Source organism: Bacillus sp. BB51/4 (assembly GCF_008368845.1).
Classification (GTDB): Bacteria; Bacillota; Bacilli; order Bacillales; family Bacillaceae_G; genus Bacillus_A; species Bacillus_A wiedmannii.
Genome location: NZ_QOSC01000013.1, coordinates 459,490 through 482,471 on the forward strand (window position 1 = coordinate 459,490; position 22,982 = coordinate 482,471).

The 22,982-nt window shown below is 34.8% G+C and carries 17 protein-coding genes, 1 riboswitch and 2 other annotated features; of the genes, 13 read left to right on the forward strand and 4 right to left on the reverse strand.

Going from position 1 to position 22,982, the window contains the following annotated elements:
- Positions 1-20: 20 nt before the first annotated feature.
- The 5 genes from DN392_RS19615 to DN392_RS19635 are packed head-to-tail and all read left to right on the forward strand — an operon-like array spanning position 21 to position 10,230.
- Positions 21-7,181 (forward strand): amino acid adenylation domain-containing protein, encoded by a 7,161-nt coding sequence (locus DN392_RS19615; protein ID WP_088321181.1) that lies wholly within the window; start codon positions 21-23, stop codon positions 7,179-7,181.
- Entirely contained in the window at positions 7,178-7,402 is a 225-nt protein-coding gene (locus DN392_RS19620) for an MbtH family protein (RefSeq protein WP_000184070.1), read from the forward strand. The genes DN392_RS19615 and DN392_RS19620 overlap by 4 nt, the downstream gene beginning before the upstream one ends.
- On the forward strand, positions 7,402-8,844 hold the full coding sequence (locus DN392_RS19625; protein ID WP_000644770.1) for an MDR family MFS transporter: 1,443 nt from the start codon (positions 7,402-7,404) through the stop codon (positions 8,842-8,844). Before DN392_RS19620 ends, DN392_RS19625 begins: the two co-directional genes overlap by 1 nt.
- 58 nt (positions 8,845-8,902) lie before the next feature.
- Positions 8,903-9,652 carry a 4'-phosphopantetheinyl transferase Sfp gene (sfp, locus tag DN392_RS19630; protein WP_061672457.1) on the forward strand — a complete coding sequence of 250 codons (750 nt, stop codon included), beginning with the start codon at positions 8,903-8,905 and terminating at the stop codon, positions 9,650-9,652.
- 35 nt (positions 9,653-9,687) lie between these two features.
- The gene (locus tag DN392_RS19635; protein WP_088321184.1) at positions 9,688-10,230 is read left to right on the forward strand and encodes a cold-shock protein; all 543 of its coding nucleotides are present in this window, start codon (positions 9,688-9,690) and stop codon (positions 10,228-10,230) included.
- Positions 10,231-10,269: 39 nt separating this feature from the next.
- Here the strand turns inward: DN392_RS19635 and DN392_RS19640 are convergent, their stop codons facing one another.
- Positions 10,270-10,542, reverse strand: coding sequence for an HU family DNA-binding protein (locus DN392_RS19640; protein WP_001043960.1), 273 nt, complete (start codon positions 10,540-10,542; stop codon positions 10,270-10,272).
- 204 nt (positions 10,543-10,746) lie between these two features.
- Here DN392_RS19640 and DN392_RS19645 point away from each other — a divergent pair, with 204 nt between their 5' ends.
- Both DN392_RS19645 and DN392_RS19650 read left to right on the forward strand, forming a co-directional pair.
- Positions 10,747-11,514, forward strand: coding sequence for a DUF3891 family protein (locus DN392_RS19645; RefSeq protein ID WP_046959363.1), 768 nt, complete (start codon positions 10,747-10,749; stop codon positions 11,512-11,514).
- Positions 11,515-11,528: 14 nt separating this feature from the next.
- Complete coding sequence (locus tag DN392_RS19650; protein WP_061672459.1) at positions 11,529-12,053, forward strand: DinB family protein; 525 nt, start codon at positions 11,529-11,531, stop codon at positions 12,051-12,053.
- A 49-nt stretch (positions 12,054-12,102) separates the two neighbouring features.
- Here DN392_RS19650 and DN392_RS19655 read toward each other — a convergent pair whose 3' ends face one another.
- Together DN392_RS19655 and DN392_RS19660 are read right to left on the reverse strand one after the other, a co-directional pair.
- Positions 12,103-13,470, reverse strand: coding sequence for an alanine/glycine:cation symporter family protein (locus DN392_RS19655; protein WP_048563066.1), 1,368 nt, complete (start codon positions 13,468-13,470; stop codon positions 12,103-12,105).
- Positions 13,471-13,577: 107 nt separating this feature from the next.
- Positions 13,578-13,698, reverse strand: a riboswitch (glycine riboswitch).
- 208 nt (positions 13,699-13,906) lie between these two features.
- Positions 13,907-14,482, reverse strand: a complete 576-nt coding sequence (locus DN392_RS19660; RefSeq protein ID WP_088081789.1) for a hypothetical protein — start codon at positions 14,480-14,482, stop codon at positions 13,907-13,909.
- Between the two features lie 132 nt (positions 14,483-14,614).
- Between DN392_RS19660 and DN392_RS19665 the strand changes: the two genes are divergently transcribed.
- The 4 genes from DN392_RS19665 (at position 14,615) to thrS (ending at position 19,273) form a co-directional block, all read left to right on the forward strand.
- Positions 14,615-14,980, forward strand: a complete 366-nt coding sequence (locus tag DN392_RS19665; protein ID WP_142292442.1) for a hypothetical protein — start codon at positions 14,615-14,617, stop codon at positions 14,978-14,980.
- A 206-nt stretch (positions 14,981-15,186) separates the two neighbouring features.
- The gene (locus DN392_RS19670; protein WP_088321190.1) at positions 15,187-15,807 is read left to right on the forward strand and encodes a YdbC family protein; all 621 of its coding nucleotides are present in this window, start codon (positions 15,187-15,189) and stop codon (positions 15,805-15,807) included.
- A gap of 183 nt (positions 15,808-15,990) precedes the next feature.
- Entirely contained in the window at positions 15,991-16,698 is a 708-nt protein-coding gene (gene rluF, locus DN392_RS19675; RefSeq protein WP_001222161.1) for a 23S rRNA pseudouridine(2604) synthase RluF, read from the forward strand.
- A 125-nt stretch (positions 16,699-16,823) separates the two neighbouring features.
- Positions 16,824-17,047: a binding site (T-box leader), on the forward strand.
- A gap of 35 nt (positions 17,048-17,082) precedes the next feature.
- Positions 17,083-17,305 (forward strand) — a binding site (T-box leader).
- A 45-nt stretch (positions 17,306-17,350) separates the two neighbouring features.
- On the forward strand, positions 17,351-19,273 hold the full coding sequence (gene thrS, locus DN392_RS19680; protein WP_149238096.1) for a threonine--tRNA ligase: 1,923 nt from the start codon (positions 17,351-17,353) through the stop codon (positions 19,271-19,273).
- Between the two features lie 54 nt (positions 19,274-19,327).
- On the opposite strand, the gene DN392_RS19685 is transcribed toward thrS, so the two are convergent.
- A complete protein-coding gene (locus DN392_RS19685) occupies positions 19,328-19,810 on the reverse strand; it encodes a DUF2975 domain-containing protein (RefSeq protein WP_000815893.1) in 483 nt (160 codons plus the stop codon).
- 388 nt (positions 19,811-20,198) lie between these two features.
- Between DN392_RS19685 and DN392_RS19690 the strand changes: the two genes are divergently transcribed.
- The gene (locus DN392_RS19690) at positions 20,199-20,966 is read left to right on the forward strand and encodes an ABC transporter ATP-binding protein (protein ID WP_000106429.1); all 768 of its coding nucleotides are present in this window, start codon (positions 20,199-20,201) and stop codon (positions 20,964-20,966) included.
- Positions 20,967-20,977: 11 nt separating this feature from the next.
- Positions 20,978-22,861 (forward strand): FtsX-like permease family protein, encoded by a 1,884-nt coding sequence (locus tag DN392_RS19695; RefSeq protein ID WP_000897886.1) that lies wholly within the window; start codon positions 20,978-20,980, stop codon positions 22,859-22,861.
- The last annotated feature ends 121 nt before the right edge of the window (positions 22,862-22,982 follow it).

A 22,982-nucleotide genomic window follows, 5' to 3' on the forward strand; every position in this document is an offset into this window, starting at 1 on the left:
TAATAAAGGGGTAGTAAAGAATGCCTAATAGTCAAAAGGTTCGTCATTCGTTATCATCTGCGCAGACTGGTATGTGGTTTGCACAACAATTAGATCCGCTTAATCCGATTTATAATACTGGGGAATATGTTGAAATAAACGGAAATATTAATCAAGAAATTTTCGAATTAGCAGTACGTAAAGTTGTAATGGAAGCAGAAGCACTACATGTTCGTTTCGAAGAGGATGAAATTGGCCCGTGGCAAGTTATTGAGAAATCGTCAAATTTTCATATGCATTTTATTGACGTTCGTAAAGAAGAAGATTCTGAAGAAGCTGCTAAAATATGGATGAAAAATGATTTATCTATGCCAGTCGATTTGAAAACAGATACATTATTTACTGAAGCACTTATTCAAGTTGAAAATAATCGTTTCTTTTGGTATCAGCGCATCCATCACATTGTGATGGATGGCTATGGATTTTCACTTCTTAGCCAAAAGGTAGCGAAAGAGTATACATCACTTATAGAAGAAACAAGAAAGAATGAAAAGCCATTTGGTTCTCTTGCAAAAATTGTACAAGAAGATATGGAGTATCGTGAGTCTAAACAATTTCAGGAAGATCGTATTTTTTGGTTAGAAAAGTTTGCAGATGAACCGGATGCCATAAGTTTAGCAGAACGAGCGCCAAGAACATCAAATGGATTTTTACGAGAAACAGCTTATTTATCCAGTTTGAGTACGAAAACTTTACTAGAAGATATTAATATTTCGTTAACAAATTGGCCGGAATTTATTGTCGCTGTAACAAGTATTTATCTGCATAAATTAACAGGTGCAAATGATATTGTTTTAGGTTTACCGATGATGGGGCGACTAGGTTCTGCATCTATTTATACACCGAGTATGGTAATGAATTTAGCACCACTTCGTCTCACTGTAACTCCAAATATAACTCTTGCGGAATTATTACAGCAAGTTTCTAAAGAGATTCGAGAAGTACGTCGTCATCATAAATACCGTCATGAGGAATTAAGAAGAGACTTAAAGTTACTAGGTGAAAATCAAAGGTTATTCGGGCCGTTAGTGAATGTGATGCCTTTTGATTATGGGCTTAATTTTGCTGGGAATCGTGGTATTACACATAATTTATCAGCAGGACCTGTCGATGATTTATCGATAAATGTTTATAAACGTTTCGATGAAAATGAGTTAATGATTCATTTTGATGCGAACCCGGAGGTATATAGTGATTCGGAACTAGCATTGCATAAAGAGAGATTTATGAATGTATTAGAATTAGTGATAAATGATTATCAAAAAGACGTGTCGATTGGAAATATAAACATTACTCTTCCTGAAGAAAATCATAAAGTTTTATTCGAATGGAATGAAACTAAGGAAGCTGAGGATTTAATCACTCTACCTTTATTATTTGAAAAACAAGTACAAAAAAATCCAAATAAAATAGCGGTTACGTGTAACGGAGTAGACCTTACGTATAAAGAGCTAAATGAACGGGCGAATGAACTAGCGCACTATTTAGTAGAAGAAGGAATAGGGCCAAATCAGTTTGTAGCTTTAGTATTTCCAAGGTCAATAGAAATGGTAGTTAGTATGCTAGCAGTTTTAAAGGCTGGTGCAGCGTATTTACCGATAGATCCAGAATATCCAGCTGAGCGAATAAATTATATAGTAAATGATGCAAAACCAATTTATATCATCACACATTCATCTGTTTCATCTACTTTAGTTATAGAAAATGATATAAAAAAAATCGAATTAGATCGAGAAGAAACAGAACTAGCATTAAAAGCATATTCTCATAGGAATCTACCATTTAGAAATGAAGAATCACTTTTAAAGCCTGCGTATACAATTTATACTTCAGGCTCAACCGGAAATCCAAAAGGTGTAATTGTTCCTATGAAAGCTTTAAGTAACTTTTTATTGGCTATGGACGATATGTTTTCACTAAACGAAAACGATCATTTAGTAGCAGTTACAACGTTTGCTTTTGATATTTCTGCACTAGAAATTTATTTACCTCTTATTAGTGGTGCAAGTATAACAATCGCACAAAAAGAGGTAATCCAAGAACCTTCTGCGTTAACGGCATTGTTACAAGAAGAAAGAGTAACAATTATGCAAGCTACACCGACGTTATGGCAGGCGTTAGTAACTGAATATCCAGAAAGGCTACAAGGGCTAAATGTGCTCGTTGGTGGTGAGGCGCTTCCGGCCCATTTAGCAAATATATTAAAAGAATTAGGTTGCTCTATTACAAACTTATATGGACCTACTGAAACGACTATTTGGTCTACTTTCAAGAACATCGACGAAAATGAAATTGGTATACCCCCTATTGGAAAACCGATTTGGAGTACAGATGTGTATGTATTAGATGCAGGATTACAACCAGTACCACCTGGAGTAATTGGCGAACTATATATTGCAGGGGAAGGACTTGCGAACGGCTATTTAGGAAAACCAGAGTTAACGGCTGAACGATTTGTAGCAAATCCTTTTGGAGAACGAGGGAAGCGCATGTACCGCACAGGTGATCTTGTGAAATGGCGTAACGATGGTGTGCTGGAATACATGAGCCGAGCAGATCATCAAATAAAAATCCGTGGTTTCCGAATTGAATTAGCTGAAATTGAAATGGTTTTACAACGACATGAGTATATTCAACAAGCTGTAGTAATGGTACGAGAAGATCGCCCAAATGATAAACGAATCATTGCGTATATCGTTGCCGAAGGGGATGAAGGGATTAACCTTTCAGAAATTCGTACTTATGTTTCAGAAAGTTTAGCGAATTATATGGTACCATCGGCATTTGTTGTGCTAGAAGAATTACCATTAACGCCAAATGGTAAGGTTGATAGAAAGAAATTACCTGCTCCTGATTTTAATGAAATGAACAAGGAGAGAGTTGCTAGAAATCCGAAAGAAGAAATATTATGTGATTTATTTGCAGAAGTACTCGGTGTTTCTCGCATTAGCATTGATGGTAATTTCTTTGAAATGGGTGGCCATTCGCTTCTTGCATCTCGTCTAATGGCAAGAATTCGTGAAACGTTAAGTGTTGAATTAGGAATAGGAAAACTATTTGAATCGCCAACTGTTGCTGAACTTGCGAAACAATTGGATCAAGCAAAAACTGCAAGACCAGCTATTAAGAAAGTAAGTAGACCAAATGAAGTTCCACTTTCATTTGCACAGCGCAGGTTATGGTTCTTAAATTGTTTAGAAGGTCCAAGTCCTACTTATAATATTCCATTAGTCGTTCGTATTTTTGGAAAGTTGAACGAGGAAGCATTGCAAGGTGCCTTTTATGATGTAGTTGAGAAACATGAAACGCTTAGAACGATTTTCCCTAACGTATTAGGTAGTTCCTATCAGAAAATTTTAGATATGGAAAATTTAAATCTAGAAATGATAATAACAAAAATATGTAAAGATGAATTAGAAAGTGTGCTTGTAGAGGCGGTAAAATATAGTTTTAACCTTGATGTTGAACCAGCAGTCCGTCTGCAACTATTTACAGTGAATGAAAACGAACATGTATTACTAATTCTATTGCACCATATTGTAGGGGATGGCTGGTCATTACAACCGTTAACGAGAGATTTTACAGCGGCATATAAAGCACGATGTCAAGGTAACAGAGTTCAGCTAGAGGCACTTCCAGTTCAATACACAGATTATGCACTTTGGCAACAACAGTTGCTTGGTGATGAAACTACAGAAGAGAGTCTTATTTCAACACAATTAGAGTTTTGGAAGAAAGAGCTAGAAGGTTTACCAGATCAGCTGGAGTTACCTACAGATTACCAGCGTCCAATTGAAACGAGTTATCGCGGAGAAACAATTCATTTTCAAATAGATGCGGGTATGCATAGTAGGTTAGTAGAGCTTGCACGGAAAAACGGAGTTAGTTTGTTTATGGTGTTGCAAGCAGGACTTAGTGCGCTATTTACAAGATTAGGTGCAGGTACTGATATACCAATCGGTAGTCCGATTGCTGGAAGAAACGATGATGCACTCTCTGACATAGTTGGTTTATTTGTAAATACATTAGTGTTACGCACAAATACATCAGGAGATCCAAGTTTTAAAGAATTATTGAATAGAGTGAAGCAGTCAAATCTTGCAGCTTATGAAAATCAAGATGTTCCATTTGAACGACTCGTTGAAGTGTTAAACCCAGTACGTACTCGAAATAGTCATCCGCTGTTTCAAGTTATGTTAGCTTTCCAAAATACGCCAGAAGCAAACTTTGATGCTCCAGATATTAAAGCAGACCTTGAAATCCAAAGTGTGGGCTCTGCGAAGTTTGATCTAACATTTGAAATTAGCGAGAGTAACGGAGTTCATGGCACGCCAGATGGCTTACAGGGGTTACTAGAGTTTAGTACCGATTTGTATAAACGTGAAACGGTTCAACAATTAGTAGAACGATTCATTCTGTTATTGGATGATGCAGCGAAACATCCGGATCAATCAATTGGCACATTAGAAATTTTAACATTAGCAGAGAGAAATACAGTGCTAGAAAAGTGGAATGGTGGTTTTCAAATTGTACCAGAAATGACATTATCACAATTATTTGAAAAGCAGGTTTATATAAATCCGAATTCTATTGCTGTCGTCTTTGAAGATGAAAAGTTAACTTATGAAGAGTTGAATAAAAAAGCGAATAAAATAGCTCGATTGCTAATTGCAAAAGGAGTTGGTCCTGATCAACTCGTTGCTTTAGCAATGCCGAGATCTTTAAATATGGTTGTAAGCTTACTAGCTGTTCTGAAAGCGGGAGCAGGTTATCTTCCATTAGATCCGGATTATCCGTCAGATCGTATTTCATTTATGCTCCACGATGCGAAACCATCATGTGTGTTAACAAATTCAGATGTGGAAATTGAATGTGATGAGGAACTGAAAATTTTAGTTGATGATGTGAAGACAATAAAAGAAATTGAGAAGTATAGTGAAGATAATATTGATGAAATGGAGCGCATGAAGCTATTATCTCCTTCACATATTGCTTACGTTATTTATACGTCAGGCTCAACAGGTAGACCGAAAGGCGTTATGATACCTCATCAAAACGTAGTAAGACTTTTAGGAGCAACTGATCATTGGTTCCAATTTGACGCAGAAGATGTTTGGACGATGTTCCATTCATATGCTTTTGATTTCTCGGTTTGGGAAATTTGGGGTCCTTTATTATATGGAGGGCGTCTAGTCGTAGTACCACATACTGTAAGTCGATCGCCGAAAGAATTTTTACAACTTCTTGTTAAGGAAAAGGTTACTGTTTTAAATCAAACTCCATCAGCGTTCTATCAATTGATACAAGTAGATCGTGAAAATGAAGAGATTGGTCAAAAATTATCATTACGATATGTCGTTTTTGGAGGAGAAGCACTTGAGCTAAGTCGATTAGAAGATTGGTATAGTCGACATCTTCATAACGCACCAAAGCTTATTAATATGTACGGTATAACGGAGACGACAGTACATGTTAGTTATATTGAGTTAGATGAGAATATCGTTTCGTTACGAGCGAATAGTTTAATTGGGTGCAGTATACCTGACCTTAAAGTATACGTATTAGACAACTATTTACAACCAGTGCCACCTGGAGTAGTTGGAGAAATGTATGTTGCAGGTGCAGGGCTTGCTCGTGGTTATTTAGGAAGAGCAGGTTTAACTGCTGAGCGTTTTATCGCAGATCCATTTGGTAAGCCAGGTACAAGAATGTATCGTACAGGAGACTTAGCTCGTTGGCGTCAAGATGGGACGCTAGATTATATAGGGCGTGCAGATCACCAAATAAAAATTCGTGGATTCCGAATTGAATTAGGGGAAATAGAAGCGGTCATAATGAAACACCCTAAAGTTGAGCAAGTAGCCGTTATTGTACAGGAAGATCAACCAGGGGATAAACGGTTAGTTTCTTATATCGTCCCATCAAATAATGAAATGATTGATTCAAATGAAATGCGTAAATATGCTGGAGGTAGTTTACCAGATTACATGGTTCCATACGCTTTTGTAGTAGTAAATGAGTTGCCTTTAACTCCAAACGGTAAATTAGATAGAAAGGCATTGCCGGCTCCAGAATTTATCGCATCATCTTCTAGTCGTGGACCAAGAACACCGCAAGAAGAAATGTTATGTGACTTGTTTACAGAAGTTTTAAGTGTGCCGCAAATTGGAATTGATGACGGATTCTTTGATTTAGGTGGCCATTCACTTCTTGCAGTGCAGCTTATGAGTCGTATTAAAGAAGCACTTGGAGTAGAACTAAATATCGGAACTTTATTTGCAGCGCCTACTATTGCAGGTCTTGCTGAAAGACTTGAGGTGGGAAATGGACAAAGTGCACTTGATGTGTTGCTTCCATTACGAGCAGGCGGAGACCAATTACCACTATTTTGTGTACACCCAGCAGGTGGATTAAGTTGGTGCTATGCAGGACTTATGAAATCTTTAGGAACAGATTATCCAATCTACGGTGTCCAAGCACGTGGTATCGCTAAAAATGAAGAACTTCCAAGAAGTTTAGAGGAGATGGCAGCGGATTATTTAAAACACGTTCGTGAAGTACAGCCTCACGGACCATATCGGTTACTCGGTTGGTCGCTCGGAGGAAATGTTGTGCATGCAATGGCGGCGCAACTACAAAGTGAAGGGGAAGAAGTAGAATTACTCGTTATGCTGGATTCTTATCCAGGTCACTTCTTACCAAATACGGAAGCACCTACTGAAGAAGAAGCGTTAATCGCATTACTTGCTTTAGGCGGATACGATCCAGATAACATGGATGGTAAACCACTTACGATGGAAAGTGCAGTAGAAATACTTCGTAAAGATGGAAGTGCATTAGCAAGTCTTGAAGAAGAGACTATTTTGAACTTGAAAGAAACATATGTAAATTCGGTAGGATTGTTAGGGAAATATGTACCGAAAGTTTATAACGGAGATATTTTATTCTTTAGATCTACTGTTATACCAGACTGGTTTGATCCTATCTCTCCAAATACGTGGCTAAATTATTTAGATGGGCAAATTGTGCAACACAATATTGATTGTAGACATAAAGATTTATGTCAACCAGGACCACTTACAGAAATTGGACAAGTGTTAGCAAAATATTTGCAGAATAAGAAAGGGGTAAGTACAGTATGACGAATCCATTTGAAAATGATAATTACACATATAAAGTACTAAAAAATGAGGAGGGCCAGTATTCGCTCTGGCCTGTCTTTCTTGATGTACCTATTGGTTGGAATGTCGTACATGAAGAGGCTAGTAGGAATGATTGTTTACAATATGTTGAAAATAATTGGAAAGATTTGAATCCAAAAAGTAATCAAGTTGGCGAAAAAATATTAGTAGGAAAACGATAATGAAGGCAAAAATAAATCCAAAAGTAGTTGTAAGTATCGTATATATAACAGCGATGTTTATGGCTGCAATGGATGCAACGATTGTGAATGTAGCACTGCAAACGATAAGTAAAGAATTACAAGTGCCACCATCTGCAATGGGGACGGTTAATGCTGGGTATTTAGTTAGCTTAGCTGTTTTCCTTCCGATTTCTGGTTGGTTAGGAGATCGCTTCGGTACGAAAAGAGTATTTCTAACCGCTCTTTTCGTATTTACAACTGCGTCTGTATTATGTGGAATAGCGAACGATATTACTTCATTGAATATTTTTCGTATCATTCAAGGTGCTGGTGGGGGGCTTTTAACACCAGTTGGGATGGCGATGTTATTCCGAACATTTTCACCAGAGGAAAGGCCGAAAATTTCACGGTTTATTGTGTTACCAATTGCTGTCGCACCAGCTATCGGACCAATTATTGGCGGTTTCTTTGTAGATCAATTGTCTTGGCGCTGGGCATTTTATATTAATTTACCGTTTGGAATCGTAGCGTTACTATTCGGTCTACTATTTTTAAAAGAGCATATTGAAAAATCAGCTGGTCGCTTTGATTCTCTCGGTTTTATTCTTTCAGCACCAGGATTCGCGATGCTTATCTATGCACTTAGTCAAGGGCCGTCAAAAGGCTGGGTTTCTCCAGAGATTATAAGTACTGGAATAGCTGGGATTGTATTCATTACATTGTTCATCATTGTAGAACTTAGAGTAAAGCAACCGATGTTAGATTTACGCTTATTAAAAGAACCAGTCTTTAGAAAAATGAGTCTTATTTCATTGTTTTCATCCGCTGGTTTACTAGGAATGTTATTTGTTTTTCCACTTATGTATCAAAATGTAATAGGAGTTTCCGCATTGGAATCAGGCCTTACGACATTCCCAGAGGCAATTGGGTTAATGATATCCTCACAAATTGTGCCATGGTCATATAAGAAATTAGGAGCTCGAAAGGTAATTTCTATTGGATTAATTTGTACGGCGATTATTTTTGTTTTATTAAGTTTTGTAAATCACGATACGAACCCATGGCAAATTCGGGCATTATTGTTTGGTATCGGTATTTTCTTAGGTCAGTCTGTTGGAGCAGTTCAATTTTCTGCATTTAATAATATCACGCCACCTTCTATGGGGAGAGCGACTACTATATTCAATGTGCAAAACCGTATAGGTTCAGCGATAGGAGTTGCTGTTTTAGCTAGCATATTATCTGGATTTGGAAGTAATGAAATACAGAATAATGCACAGTCAGATTTCTTACCATATCAAGCTGCATTAATTGGATCTGCAACATTTTTACTTATAGCATTACTATTTTCTTTACGTATTTCTGATAAAGAAGTAATGTCAAAGAAGAAAGAAAAAATGTTATCTGTATCAAAAAAAGAGAAAGTACTTGTCAATGAATAACAATTTACGTAAGCTTTTTTAATGAAAATTGATATTCATTGTATAAAGGAGAGTTTACATGATAGAAAGTAAAGTTGTAGATTCTATTCCAACTTTGACTGAGAATGATTGTCAAATATGGTGGGCAAGAATTTCAGATTTACAATCATGGCATTACAATTTACTAAACGATGTTGAACGAGAGAAAGCAAATTCATATCATTATTCGGCAGATCGTGCACGATTTATAATAGGTTGTGTAATTAGTAGGTTAGTTCTTGGTAAAATACTTTCTATGTTACCAGTTCAAGTGCCAATTGATAGGATGTGCCCAGTATGTAAGTTACAGCATGGCAGACCGCAATTACCAAAAGGAATGCCACAAATATCTGTTTCACATTCGGGTGAGTGGGTTGTTGTTGCATTTACAAAGTCTGCACCTGTAGGCGTTGATGTTGAACAAATGAATCCAAATGTAGATGTTATGAAAATGGCAGAGGGCGTATTAACAGACATTGAAATAGCACAAGTTATGAAGTTACCTAATGAACAGAAAATAGAAGGTTTTTTAACATATTGGACTCGAAAAGAAGCGGTACTAAAAGCGACAGGTGAAGGACTAATGATTTCACCAGTAGGTATTACTGTATCAGCTCCAAATGATCCTCCAAATTTGTTAGTTTTTAAGGATAGGCAAGAATTAGTAGAAAATACAATGATGGCAGATATAAGGCCTAGTGTAGATTATATGGCTTCAATTGCAATATTTAGTAAAGAAGTAACTGAAATCACACAGTTAGATGCAGTAGCGCTTTTAAATTATAAATAAGTTAAATAAAAAATCTTATAGAAGAGGTGTTCCTCATGTTAGTAGCGGAAAATAGAACAAATGAATTCACTTATAATGTACAAGCAATTAAAAATATTTTATTTTCTGGAGATACATCATCTATTCATGCCTTAGAAAAGCTTTTGAATGATACAGTTCAGTTTGATGTTCTCGAACAAGAGGTACTTGATAGACAGTACATCCCGAAAGAAGCAAAGAATTTCTTTGATATAAACGGGACATTTCTTTACCGTGTATCCAATGTTAGTTATAAAGGAAAAGTGTTATCTGAGAATCTAATTTTTGCGGACACTTCGTTTTTACCAAATACAATTAAGAGTGAATTAGAGAGTGGAAATATTCCAGTTGAAAAACTTATAGAAAAGATGGAAGCAAGAAGAAACGTATTATACGAAGGATATCAGCCATCTGGGAATATTATTGAATTGTTTGATGGATGCTCTGTTACGGCGAATGTGTATCCAACTAGAAAATATCAAATTGTAAGTAATTGCAAATGCATATTTTATATTTGTGAAGTATATCATGCAGAGAATATAAAAAATCTGCTTAAATAGAAAATAAGAAACCAGCCTATAAAATGGCTGGTTTCTTATTTATTTCACAGCTTCTTTTAACTCTTTACCCGCTTTAAATGCTGGAACTTTACCAGCAGCGATTTGAATTTCTTCGCCAGTTTGTGGATTACGTCCTGTACGAGCAGATCTTTCGCGCACTTCAAAAGTTCCAAAGCCGATTAATTGAACTTTATCGCCAGATTGTAATGCAGTAGCAATTGTGTCAAATACGGATTGTACCGCTGCAGAAGCTTCCTTTTGAGAAATATCAGCGGATTGTGCCACGTTTTTAACTAATTCTGTTTTGTTCATGTTTTCACCTCATAAAAAGTTTTTTAGAATGAATGTTTTAGTATAATGGATAGTATAGAGAAAGCTATTTATATGGTTAGAAAGAATACTATATAGTTATGTTAATTTCGTTGTAAGAGACTGAATCCCTGCTAATAATTAGGGATTAATTAAGAATTGATGTATAGAAAACGCTGTAATATGAGGATGAGGGGGAGTCTATAAATGATTTTTCGTGAAAAGAATGAGAATGAAAGTATATTAATTCGTCAACATGATCATGGTTTTTTAGCTGGAGAGATTGCAAAGCATATAAAAGAAGATTTTTTTGAAGATGAAACATACTTAAAAGAGACAATTAATGCAATATATGAGCATGATAGAGGATGGATAGAACTTGATAAAGTACCAATTTTGAATGATGCTAAAAATATTCCATATACATTTATGGATTGTCCAAGTTCATTGCGCTTTGTTTTTTATACGATTGGTTTGAATGAAATTGAAGATTCGAATCCATACGGAGCATTACTTTGTAGTAAACATTTTTTATCATTTCCATTAAATGATGAAGATGAAGAGATGCTTTCATTTTATACAGGGGAATTGGAACGACAAAAAAGAATATTGAAAACGTTAACAAAAGAACAATTTGCGATGTTCGATAAACATTATAGGTTATTAAAGTTTTGCGATGAGCTTTCTTTATATGTGTGTATGAATAAACCTGGTGCAGAAAAGGAAGATGAAATTGATTTGTTTAAAGATGGTTTTGAAGGAACAGAAATGTTTAATAGTAAGGTGGAGAAACCTATTCAAGCTGAATGGGTGGACGAGGAAACAATTCGGATTACACCGTTTCCATTTCAAACGGAATTTCATACGTATGTAAAATATAAAACAATAAATAAACGTGAAATTGAAGAAAAAGGGATTGTAAAAGCTGATAGAGAATCGGAAATGGAGAAACAAAACATTCGTTTCGTACAATAAGGAGGCGATTTAGATTGAAAGAGTACATGTTAAAACAGTTTGATTACCATGATTGGGCTAATACACGGTTATTCAATCGATTAAAAGAGTTACCAAGCTATGAGACAATCTTTAGCGAAAAGATACAGAGTGTATTTCCATCAATTAAGGATACTTTTACGCATATTTATATTACAGATCAAGTGTGGTTACATATATTGCATGGTAAAAGTATGAATGAAGCAATACAAGACCGAGAAAATTTACGAAAACAAATCGAAACTAAATCGTTACATGAATTAGAAAAAATGTTTGAAAACATGGCAAATCAATATAAAGACTTTTTAATTACAATACAAGACGTGAATGCTGTATTTGTTATCGAGAATCCATATGCAGGGAAATTAGAAACTTCAATTTTAGAGTTAGTACAACATGTCGTAAATCATGGGACATATCATAGAGGAAATATAACAGCGATGATTCGTCAACTTGGTCATTCGTCGACAATGATGGATTTTGTACTGTATTTACATATGGTGCAGAAGGAAGTGAAATAGGTGAAAAAAAGAATGGCTTATTATAGATAAGCCATTCTTTTTATAGTGACTAACTTGCCTGTTTTTTATGACTTTCTTTCAATTTCTCTGCTTGTAAAAAGCGATTCGTTTCAGCAACAACAATACCACTTAACCCAATAAGGCCAATTAAGTTTGGAATCGCCATGAGTCCATTTGCAATATCAGCAAATGTCCATACGATACCTAGTTTTAAATTAGCCCCAATAGCAATCATGACGATAAAGATCGCTTTATAATATTTAACAGCACCTTCTCCAAATAAATAAGCCACGCACTTCTCGCCGTAATACGACCATCCTAAAATAGTAGAGTAGGCAAATAATATAATTGCGATACCAAGAATCATACTACCAGCAGTGCCAAATACAGATTGGAACGCAAGTGTTGTCGCTTCAACGCCAGTTTTACCTGATTTCCATGCACCTGTAGTAATTAATACTAGCCCTGTAATTGTACATACAATAAACGTATCTAGAAAAGTACCAGTCATAGAAACTAAAGCTTGCTTTGCAGGTGAATCAGTTTTTGCGGCAGCTGCTGCAATAGGGGCACTCCCTAAACCAGCTTCGTTCGCAAATACACCGCGCGCCATTCCGATTTGAATTGCAGATGCAATTGTTGCACCAATAAAACCACCAGCAGCTGCAGTCCCATTGAATGCGCCAGAAAAAATAAGTGAGAATGCCTCTGGAATTTGATCGTAGTGATAGAAAATAATAATAAGCCCAGCAATGATATAAAAGAAAGCTTTAATAGGAACGATATATCCTGTCACTTTCCCGATTTTTTTCACACCACCTAAAATAACAATGGCGATTAAAAACGACATGAATATACCAGTTAAAGCAGGAGGGAAAGAGAAATTAATTCGCATTGCCTCTGCAACTGAGTTAGATTGCACCATATTACCGATACCGAAAGAAGCAGTTGTGCCGAATATAGCGAATAAAACAGCAAGCCATTTCTTACCTAAACCACGTTCTAAATAGTACATTGGTCCACCTGAGTATTCACCCTTTTCATTACTAACACGGTATTTCACCGCAAGAATTGCTTCGGCATACTTTGTTGCCATACCGAACAAAGCAGTAATCCACATCCAAAAGATTGCACCGGGTCCACCGATCGTTACAGCAGTTGCAACACCGGCTATATTCCCCATACCAATCGTTGCTGCCATAGCTGTCATAAGTGCTTGGAAGTGGCTAATATCTCCAGAGGAAGATGTATCTTCTGATTTTTTAAAAGCTAGTTTGTGAGCGTATAATAGTTTACTAAACTGCAACCCTTTTAAACGCACTGTGAGAATGATACCAGTACCAACGAGTAACAACAACGTTGGTAATCCCCACACATAGTGATTGATTTGTTCTAATACTGTACTTACTGTCTCCATCTGTATTCTCCTTTTTATGAAAAAATAAAAACCACTTCAAGTAAATGAAATGGTCTCTGGAGAAACAAGGGATAGAAAAATAAACCGATACAAATCGGCATTTTCTTTCGCTTGTCTCTGTCCTTTTACCTGAGAGATTATCCGCTATAGTAGCGGATTTGCTCCTTCGGTGCTCTTTTTCCTCCGCGCTATATAAAAGCGAGAGGGAGTCTCTCCAGAGATTCGTCCCCATGCAGTTCTACTTGTAAACAAGACCTGAGAGTTTCAAAGTTGATTCAGCAACTTTTTGCCCCGTCGGTAGATCAATAGACCTTCTCCTGAATGGTTCATCCGAATTATAAAATTTATAAAAATATTGATTGTAAATCAATAAAAACATTATAGACAGACAAAATATGAATTGCAATCTTTTTTTATTTTAAAATAGTAACCAGTTTTATTTTTTTGCAAGTCCTAATTTAACTTCAACTTCATTTAACGTAGATAAAGCGAGGACAATATGTTGGTCCGCAAGTCCTAAAGCATGTTTAGTATTTTCAATTGTTTCATTGGATAGAGTAGAGTTATTTGCTCCGTCTATAATTAAATTTGCTGCGTTTTTCATAAATTTAGAAGCAGTCTTAAATTCAGTTGTGAAATAAATTAGTTGTTCTTGTATTTGTACTTCCGATATATTTTCTTTAATTTTCACAGTGTCTATTTCGTTCATGATTTTTTCATATTGTTTGGAAATAGCAGTCATTGTGACTAATAGTTTATCTCTGTCTACTGAATCTCCGTTCGTGTTAATCTCTTCCCAGGTAGGCAACCAATCTTTTTCGATGATGTCATTATAATTTGTAGTTAATTCATCAATTTTTGGTTGTAATTTAGTTTTAAAACTTTTTGTATCAATTGTTTCTACGGTAGTTTTTTCGTTATTATTTTTATCTTTAGTTGTGTAGAAAATCGTACAGGTAATAATAAAAATAGAAATAACGATTGTCCATTTATTAAAAAATAATTTCTTCAATGGGTAATACCTCCAAAAATAAATATCTTCTAATTATAATATATAACAATAATATTGTTAATAATAGAGAATATAGTCTGGAATTAATTTAAATTATATTTTTTATATACGTGAATAATTAAGATTGGTAAAATAATGAAAGTAATATGTGAGAAAAGAGGGTTTTTAGTGAAAATGAATAGAAGAAAACTAGTTTCAAATATTTCAACGGTTGTGTTATTAGCTGGTTTATTTACACTTATATATTTAGACAAAGAATCTAAAATTGAAGATTTTCCAGTACCAATGTCAGCAATTCATATTAACGATGATAAGGAAGAGGAGTATAAATATATAAGTGTAATGCCTATTACAAAGGCTAGTGGATGGGAGAACTTAGGGGGAAACGGACATACTGTTAGTTTTAAAAAAGAGGAGCGGAAGGTAACTGTATTACATTATCCAGGAGAAATTACATATTATTTATTTGAACAAAAGGTGAATAAGGAAGGGAGATAAGATAAAGTTGTAATTCGTTAAGGGTTACATCTTTTCTTTTGATTCTGAATTATTTGAAATAAAATCAGATAGATGGTTTGATAGATATAGTGATAAATATGATTAGTTCTATATGCACATAAAGAGTAATGAGGAGATTATAAAAATATTATGTAAACTGAAAATTATAAGTGGAAGGTAAATTATATCTTAAGGGGGAGTTAAAAATGTTAATAAAAACAATCTACTGTAAAGTGGAAGAAGAGAAAAAAGAGTTATTTTCAAAAGCACAAGAAAAATGGCAAGCTATACAGCAGCTAGATGGATTTCATGGGCAATTTGGTGGATGGTATGAGGATGAGGCATGTGTATTTACTTTATGGGAGGATAGAAGTGCGTATCAATCATTTATGAATGCTGCTCACGATACCATTTATTTAAATAGTAATCAAGAGGATACGTTTTTTTCATGTGAAATTGAATTGTTTCAAACGTTGTATGATATAACTGATATGCCTTTGAAAGACGTAGTTACAGAAGGAACATTCGTAAGAGTTGCTATATGTGATGTAAAGGTGGGAAAGGAAAAGTATTTCTTACATAAACAAGAAACAATTTGGAATAAAGGGATGAAAAATGCAAAAGGGATGTTAGGTGGAGTTATTGGGAAGTCTTTAAAAACTGAAAATCGTTACATAGTGTTAACTTATTGGAAAGATGAAATGGCACATCAAAGTTATGTAGAAGAGATTTTCCCTGAGTTGTATAAACTAGCTAATATTCATGAGGATTTAGAAGATATAAGAGGTAAACAAGCTATATGTAAGGAAGAGTGGCTTGTATATTAAGTGTACAAAACGTGCATAAATGAATGTATAATAAAGATATTTTCTTATAAACGAGTAATTAATAGAAGACGTTATATACCCTTTCATGTTAATATATTTAAGTTATAATAGAAGGCTTACCCTTTTGTATTGTACGGTAGAAGCAGTGTGAGCTTGAATTTTTTTGAAAAGGATGTGCCTAATTTGCGTATCAATAAATTTATTAGTGAAGCTGGAAAAGCGTCTCGACGTGGAGCAGATAAACTAATTAATGAGAGAAGAGTAATTATTAACGGTAAGGTTGCAAAAATTGGTGACCAAGTAAATCCAGGTGATGATGTACGCGTAAATGGAGAGCAGCTTCGTATTGCTCGAGATCACGTATATATCGCTTTAAATAAACCAGTAGGTATTACATGTACGAGTGAAAAAGCTGTAAAAGGTAATATTATTGATTTAGTGAATCATCCATTACGAATTAGTCACATTGGACGTCTTGATAAAGACTCAGACGGTTTAATTTTATTAACGAATGATGGTGATATCGTTAATGAAATTTTACGTGCTGAAAACAAACATGAAAAAGAATATATCGTTTCAGTAGATAAGCCAATTACACCTGATTTTCTAGAGAAAATGGCAGCTGGTGTGAAAATTTTAGGAACGAAAACGCTTCCTTGTGAAGTAACACAGTTATCAAAATATGAATTCCAAATTATTTTAACTCAAGGGTTGAATCGTCAAATTCGTCGTATGTGTGAAGCTTTAGGTTATCAAGTATACACGTTAAAGCGTACAAGAATTATGAATATAGAATTAAATAATTTACCTGTTGGACAGTGGAGAGATTTATCGAAGAAAGAGAAACGACGTCTATTTTCAGACTTAAATTACGAACCACAAGATTGGTAAAATTGAGAAGGGAAACCAAAAATCTATTTTTGGTTTCTTTTTTTATTAAATAAAAAAATCATTTTTAAACACTTGCAAAAATAAAATGAATAAGATATAGTAAATAACAATTAATGGATGTACTTTTAAAAGCAAAGAAAAGGACACGAGTTATTTTATCCGGTTATACAGAGAAGGAAGGAAAGCTGAGAACTTCCTAACGCAGAAAAATAACTTACCACCTTAGAGCTGCACTGGGGAAATTAAGTATCTAGTGCCGTGTAAGCGACGTTATCGCAATAGAAGCCATTATGTTTTTTGTGATGGGAATCTGGGTGGAACCACGGATATAAGCATATTCGTCCCTATTTTAGGGATGAATATGCTTTTTTGTATTCAATTTCATAATAAGCGAAGAAAAGGACACGAGTTATTTTACCCGGTTATACAGAGAGGGAAGGAAAGCTGAGAACTTCCTAACGCAGAAAAATAACTTACCACCTTAGAGCTGCACTAGGGAAATTAAGTATCTAGTGCCGTGTAAACGACGTTACCGTAAAAGAAGCCATTGTATGTTTACGATGGGAATCTGGGTGGAACCACGGGTATAAGCACACTCGTCCCTATTTTAGGGATGAGTGTGCTTTTTTATTATGAAATGGAGAGATGAAAAATGAAAGAACAGATGATTGAAATTAAATTTCCAGATGGTAGCGTTAAAGAATATGTAAAAGGAATTACTTTAGAAGAAATTGCTGGATCCATTAGCAGTAGTTTAAAAAAGAAAGCAGTCGCAGGGAAAGTAAATGATCAGTTATTTGATTTACGCCGAAATATTGAAGAAAATGCGGAAGTAGAAATCATTGCTATAGATTCAAATGAAGGTGTAGAAATTGCAAGACATTCTGCGGCACATATTTTAGCGCAAGCTGTAAAGAGAATGCAAAGTAATGTAAACCTTGGTGTAGGGCCTGTTATTGAAAATGGGTTTTATTATGATATGGATCTTCCGAATAGTGTAAACGTGGAAGATTTACCGGAAATCGAAAAAGAAATGAAAAAGATTATAAATGAAAATGTAAAAATAGAACGAGTTGAGGTCTCACGAGAAGAAGCAAAAAAACTGTTTCAAGAAATGAATGATCACCTGAAATTAGAATTGTTAGAAGCAATTCCTAGTGGGGAAAGTGTAACACTATATAAACAAGGTGAATTTGTAGACTTATGTAGAGGACCACATGTACCATCAACAGGATATTTGAAAGCATTCCAATTAACTCACGTTTCTGGTGCATATTGGCGAGGTGATAGTAACAATCAAGTGCTTCAGCGTATATATGGTGTTGCGTTCTCTTCTCAAAAAGAATTAGAAGAGTATTTACATTTCGTTGAAGAAGCAGCAAAAAGAAATCATCGTAAATTAGGTAGTGAGCTGGAGTTATTTATGTTTTCTGAAGAGGCTCCGGGAATGCCATTTTATTTACCGAAAGGACAAATTATTCGTAATGAATTAGAAGCATTTTTAAGAGAAATTCAAAAAGAGTATAAGTATCAAGAAGTACGTACTCCGTTTATGATGAACCAAGAATTATGGGAGAAATCAGGACACTGGGGACATTACAAAGACAACATGTATTTCTCTGAAGTAGACAATAAAAGTTTCGCATTAAAACCAATGAACTGCCCAGGACATATGTTAATGTTCAAAAATAAATTACACTCTTATCGTGAATTGCCAATTCGTATGTGTGAGTTCGGTCAAGTACACCGACATGAATTTAGCGGGGCGTTAAACGGATTATTAAGAGTACGTACTTTCTGCCAAGATGATGCTCATTTATTTGTAACACCAGAACAAATTGAAGATGAAATTAAATCCGTAATGGCGCAAATTGATTACGTTTATAAAACTTTTGGATTCGAATATGAAGTAGAGCTTTCTACTCGTCCAGAAGATTCAATGGGTGATGATCAGTTATGGGAGCAAGCAGAGGCGGCACTAGAAAATGTATTACATTCATTGAATTATAAATATAGACTAAATGAAGGTGACGGTGCATTTTACGGACCGAAAATCGACTTCCATATAAAAGACGCTTTAAATAGAAGTCACCAGTGCGGAACAATCCAGCTAGATTTCCAAATGCCAGAGAAGTTTGATTTAAATTATATAGATGAGAAGAATGAAAAGAGAAGACCAGTTGTCATTCACCGAGCAGTATTAGGATCTTTAGACCGCTTCTTAGCTATATTAATTGAACACTTTGGAGGCGCGTTCCCAGCCTGGGTGGCACCAGTTCAAGTGAAAGTCATTCCAGTTTCGAATGCAGTCCATGTACAATACGCAGATGAAGTTGCAGATAAATTAGCACAAGCTAGTGTTCGTGTTGAAAGAGATATGCGAGATGAAAAGTTAGGATATAAAATAAGAGAGGCACAAATGCAAAAAGTTCCTTATATTCTTGTTATTGGTGATAAAGAAATGGAAAGAAAAGCTGTAAATGTACGTAAATATGGTGAAGATCAGTCAGAAGTAATTGAACTAGATGAGTTTGTAGAAAGTATAAAAGAGGAAGTGAAAAATAATAATAAATGATGAAGGGATAGCGATTAAGCTATCCCTTCATCATTTATTTCCATATACTTCACTTCAGACTGTTAAATCATTTTCTGATTTTATATGAATGGCTTCTTGTAAGAGCTTTTGGAGAACTGCAGCAAAAACAGCAATCACGATAGAGGAGAAAATAATGATCAATCCAATTGGTATAAAACTTGGAGGATCAATTTTTTTTGCCATAAGATAGTAAAGTGGCATACCTAGTATGTATATAGTGCCGATCGTGAGGGCACAGTATTTTATATTTTTTAAAGCCTTTACTGATAATACCGAGAACGCTTTGTTCTTATCAATATAACTTAAAATTTTAAAAACTTGATACAGAGCGAAGTAAAAAGGGATCGTCGCTACGTACATATCGATTAAAACGAGAGATTTCATATAAGCAATAGCTGGATACAATTCTCCAGCGAAATTCCCGATTTTAGGAACTAAAAATATGCACAATGCAAGTACTACTATACCTATAAAAACAATAGCTAGTTTTAAAAAGAGTGTTGTAACTTGTTTCATAAAAAGCACCTCGTTTATTTAATGACAAAATGATTTTATCATATAATTTATCGTTTTAAAATAAAATTATATTGTTTTTTAATTTATTATTGTTGTTATTTATGTATCCCATTAATTTTGAAAAAATAAAAAACTTGCTCATTACAAAGGAATCCGCCTTATGAAATGGTCTGTAATATTTTTTACCTTACAAAAATGTAAGGTAAATGTAAGCGAAATCGAAGGAACGAGTTTTAGAAAAGTGAGAATATGGAATAGGAAAAAGGTTTACGTAACTCGTGTAAACCTTTCTGATTGAAAAATTTAAAAATTATTAAGGATTTACATGAGAAAAAGATAAGAAATATGTGAGAAATTAATTTTATACAAAAGGGATGGAGTGAAAGAGATGTCAACAAATGTAGTTACTGTAGAAAGTGTAGAAAAAACGTATGGGAAAAGAAATGAGAATCAGTCAAAAGCGTTAAGGGGTGTGTCATTAAGTATTAAAGAAGGAGAATTCGTCGGGATTATGGGTCCTTCTGGATCTGGCAAAACGACACTACTTAATGTGATTAGTACGCTGGATCAAGCGACAGGTGGTAGCGTGACAATAGCTGGTACAAATATTACTTCTATGAAGGGGAATGCATTATCTGATTTTCGATCTCAAAAATTAGGATTCATTTTTCAAGATTTTAACTTACTTGAAAACTTATCAATTTATGAAAATATCGCTTTACCACTTTCTCTGCAAGGCGTACCTTCAAGTGAGATTACGGGGAAGGTAAATGAGGTTGCAAAGAAATTAGGGATTACTGAAATTTTAACGAAATATCCAACTGCTGTTTCTGGTGGACAAAAGCAAAGAACGGCGGCAGCACGAGCTTTAGTACATAATCCAGCAATCGTATTAGCAGATGAACCGACTGGTGCGCTTGATAGTAAAAATGCAAAAAGCTTATTAGAAGCGATGCAAGATTTACATGAAAATCACAATGTAAGTATTTTGATGGTTACACACGATGCATTTAGTGCGAGTTATTGTGAGCGTATTTTATTTATTCAAGACGGTCTTCTTTATAAAGAGTTAAAGCGTCAAGGAACACGAGAAAATTTCTATCAAGACATTTTAGGTGTGCTCGCTCATATGGGCTCAGCTGCTGAGTCTAAGTAGGGGGCGAGACTATGTTATTCAAATTATCACGTCATAGTATGAAAAAGATGTTAAAAGATTATATGGTTTTACTTATTGGTCTCGTTATTAGTATTAGTATTTTCTACATGTTCCAAACGATGGCTATGAATAGTGAATTTACGAAAGATAATAGTCTTATTAGTAGTATTAGACTCGTATTCTGGGTAGGTGCCATACTATTATCGTTCATTACTGTATTTTATATTATATATGCCAATTCTTTCTTACTCACATTAAGAAGAAAAGAACTCGGTATGTACATGATGCTCGGTGCGAAAAAGAAAAAAGTAGCACAGTTATTATTTATTGAAACATTCGGTATGGGGATTGTCAGTATTATTATCGGGATCTTAGTAGGGATGTTGCTTGCGAGTGTAGCAGGAAACTTTTTAATGAATGGTATGGAAATTTCAGCGAAAGGTAGTTATTCATCTGTATATACACCAGCAATCTTAGTTACAGCTATTTTCTTCTTAATACTATTTTTTATTACTGGTTTAATGAATAGCATCCGGTTATTACGTAAAACAGAATTGGAGTTAATTCGTGAAGATGAAACACTAGATGAAGTGAAGAAAAGTAAAACTCGCATTATTATAATGACTGTACTTGGTGTATTACTAGTAAGTACAGGATACTATTTTATGGTAAATATAAAAATGTTTGCTGAAATCGGTTTTATAATAGCGACAATCGTTACAACACTTGGAACATATTTTATCTTTAGTTCATTGCTTCCATTTTTTGTGATGAAAATTAAAGGGAATAAAAAACGAAATGAAACAGGCTTAAATAGTTTTACATATGCACAGCTACGCTTTAGAGTAAATAGTTTATCGAGAGTATTAGGTACAGTAGCGATGTTAATTGCATTAGGTGCAGGGGCAATGACGGCAGGTATGGCATTTCAAAAAAATGTAGGTATTATGACAGACTTCTCACGTGTATATGATGTTGTAATTCATGATCCAAATGATCAAGATAAAGCGGCATTAAGAGAAATGGAAATTGTGGAAGAAAGCAAGTATAAGTATAAAGTAGATGGAGAAGCGGTTTATTATTTACGTAACGACTTAACTGCGAAACCACCACTTGTTTCCGATCACTTTGATACAAAAACTTTAAAAGAGCCTGCTCGTAAACGTGTGGCTGAACCTTTAACTGAACCTGTTTATTCTGCTTTGGAAGCTCCCGAAGCAGCCAATAAACTTCCTCGTATGCCAAGGGATTGGGAAGATGCGGTTGTAAGAGAAATACAAATTACACATAATCAATTTAACGGAAAACCTGTAAGAATTGCTGATGAAGAACACTACAAAGCAGTTCAAGGAACGGAACATAGTGTAACATTAGCAAAAGTAGATGATATGAAAAAATATAAACCGTTGTTAATTGAAATAGACAAGAGACAAAAAGAACAAATTGAAAAAACAACAGGTGCAAAAGTAGACTTATTTACGAAAATGACAATTTATCAGTTTATGAACAGTTTCATGAGCGGAACAATGTTTATGGGGTTTTTCCTCGGGATTGCCTTTTTAGCAATGATGGCAAGTTCGCTAATGTTCAAAATATTAACAGGTGCTTCTCGTGATGTACGCCGTTATGAAATGTTACGAAAAATCGGTGTGAGACGTAGTATGTTAACAAAAAGTATATATAAAGAAATTTCATATTTATTTATCTTCCCAGCAATCATTGGAATTTCCCATGTGTTAGTAGGGCTTAACTTATTTAGCTTTATATTAGTTGACCCGTTTGTAAAGGTGTGGGTGCCGATAGGGATTTTCTTAGTCATTTATTTCATCTATTACTGGATTACTGTCCAACTTTATAAAGGTATGGTAATGCCGAAAGAAGAGGTAGCGAAATAGTTAAAGGAAAAAGTCTTTGTTTTGAAAACAAGGGCTTTTTTCTTTATTTCTAATACATTGTGATCGAGTCATTCTATGAATTTTATATTGAAAATTAAGGAAATATTAAGAGTTTATATAG

Bases quoted from the DNA above. Each gene is read 5' to 3' on its own strand.
- DN392_RS19615 (WP_088321181.1), top strand. From the start codon at position 21: ATGCCTAATAGTCAAAAGGTTCGTCATTCGTTATCATCTGCGCAGACT.
- DN392_RS19620 (WP_000184070.1), top strand. From the start codon at position 7,178: ATGACGAATCCATTTGAAAATGATAATTACACATATAAAGTACTAAAA.
- DN392_RS19625 (WP_000644770.1), top strand. From the start codon at position 7,402: ATGAAGGCAAAAATAAATCCAAAAGTAGTTGTAAGTATCGTATATATA.
- sfp (WP_061672457.1), top strand. From the start codon at position 8,903: ATGATAGAAAGTAAAGTTGTAGATTCTATTCCAACTTTGACTGAGAAT.
- DN392_RS19635 (WP_088321184.1), top strand. From the start codon at position 9,688: ATGTTAGTAGCGGAAAATAGAACAAATGAATTCACTTATAATGTACAA.
- DN392_RS19640 (WP_001043960.1), bottom strand. From the start codon at position 10,542: ATGAACAAAACAGAATTAGTTAAAAACGTGGCACAATCCGCTGATATT.
- DN392_RS19645 (WP_046959363.1), top strand. From the start codon at position 10,747: ATGATTTTTCGTGAAAAGAATGAGAATGAAAGTATATTAATTCGTCAA.
- DN392_RS19655 (WP_048563066.1), bottom strand. From the start codon at position 13,470: ATGGAGACAGTAAGTACAGTATTAGAACAAATCAATCACTATGTGTGG.
- DN392_RS19670 (WP_088321190.1), top strand. From the start codon at position 15,187: ATGTTAATAAAAACAATCTACTGTAAAGTGGAAGAAGAGAAAAAAGAG.
- thrS (WP_149238096.1), top strand. From the start codon at position 17,351: ATGAAAGAACAGATGATTGAAATTAAATTTCCAGATGGTAGCGTTAAA.
- DN392_RS19685 (WP_000815893.1), bottom strand. From the start codon at position 19,810: ATGAAACAAGTTACAACACTCTTTTTAAAACTAGCTATTGTTTTTATA.
- DN392_RS19690 (WP_000106429.1), top strand. From the start codon at position 20,199: ATGTCAACAAATGTAGTTACTGTAGAAAGTGTAGAAAAAACGTATGGG.
- DN392_RS19695 (WP_000897886.1), top strand. From the start codon at position 20,978: ATGTTATTCAAATTATCACGTCATAGTATGAAAAAGATGTTAAAAGAT.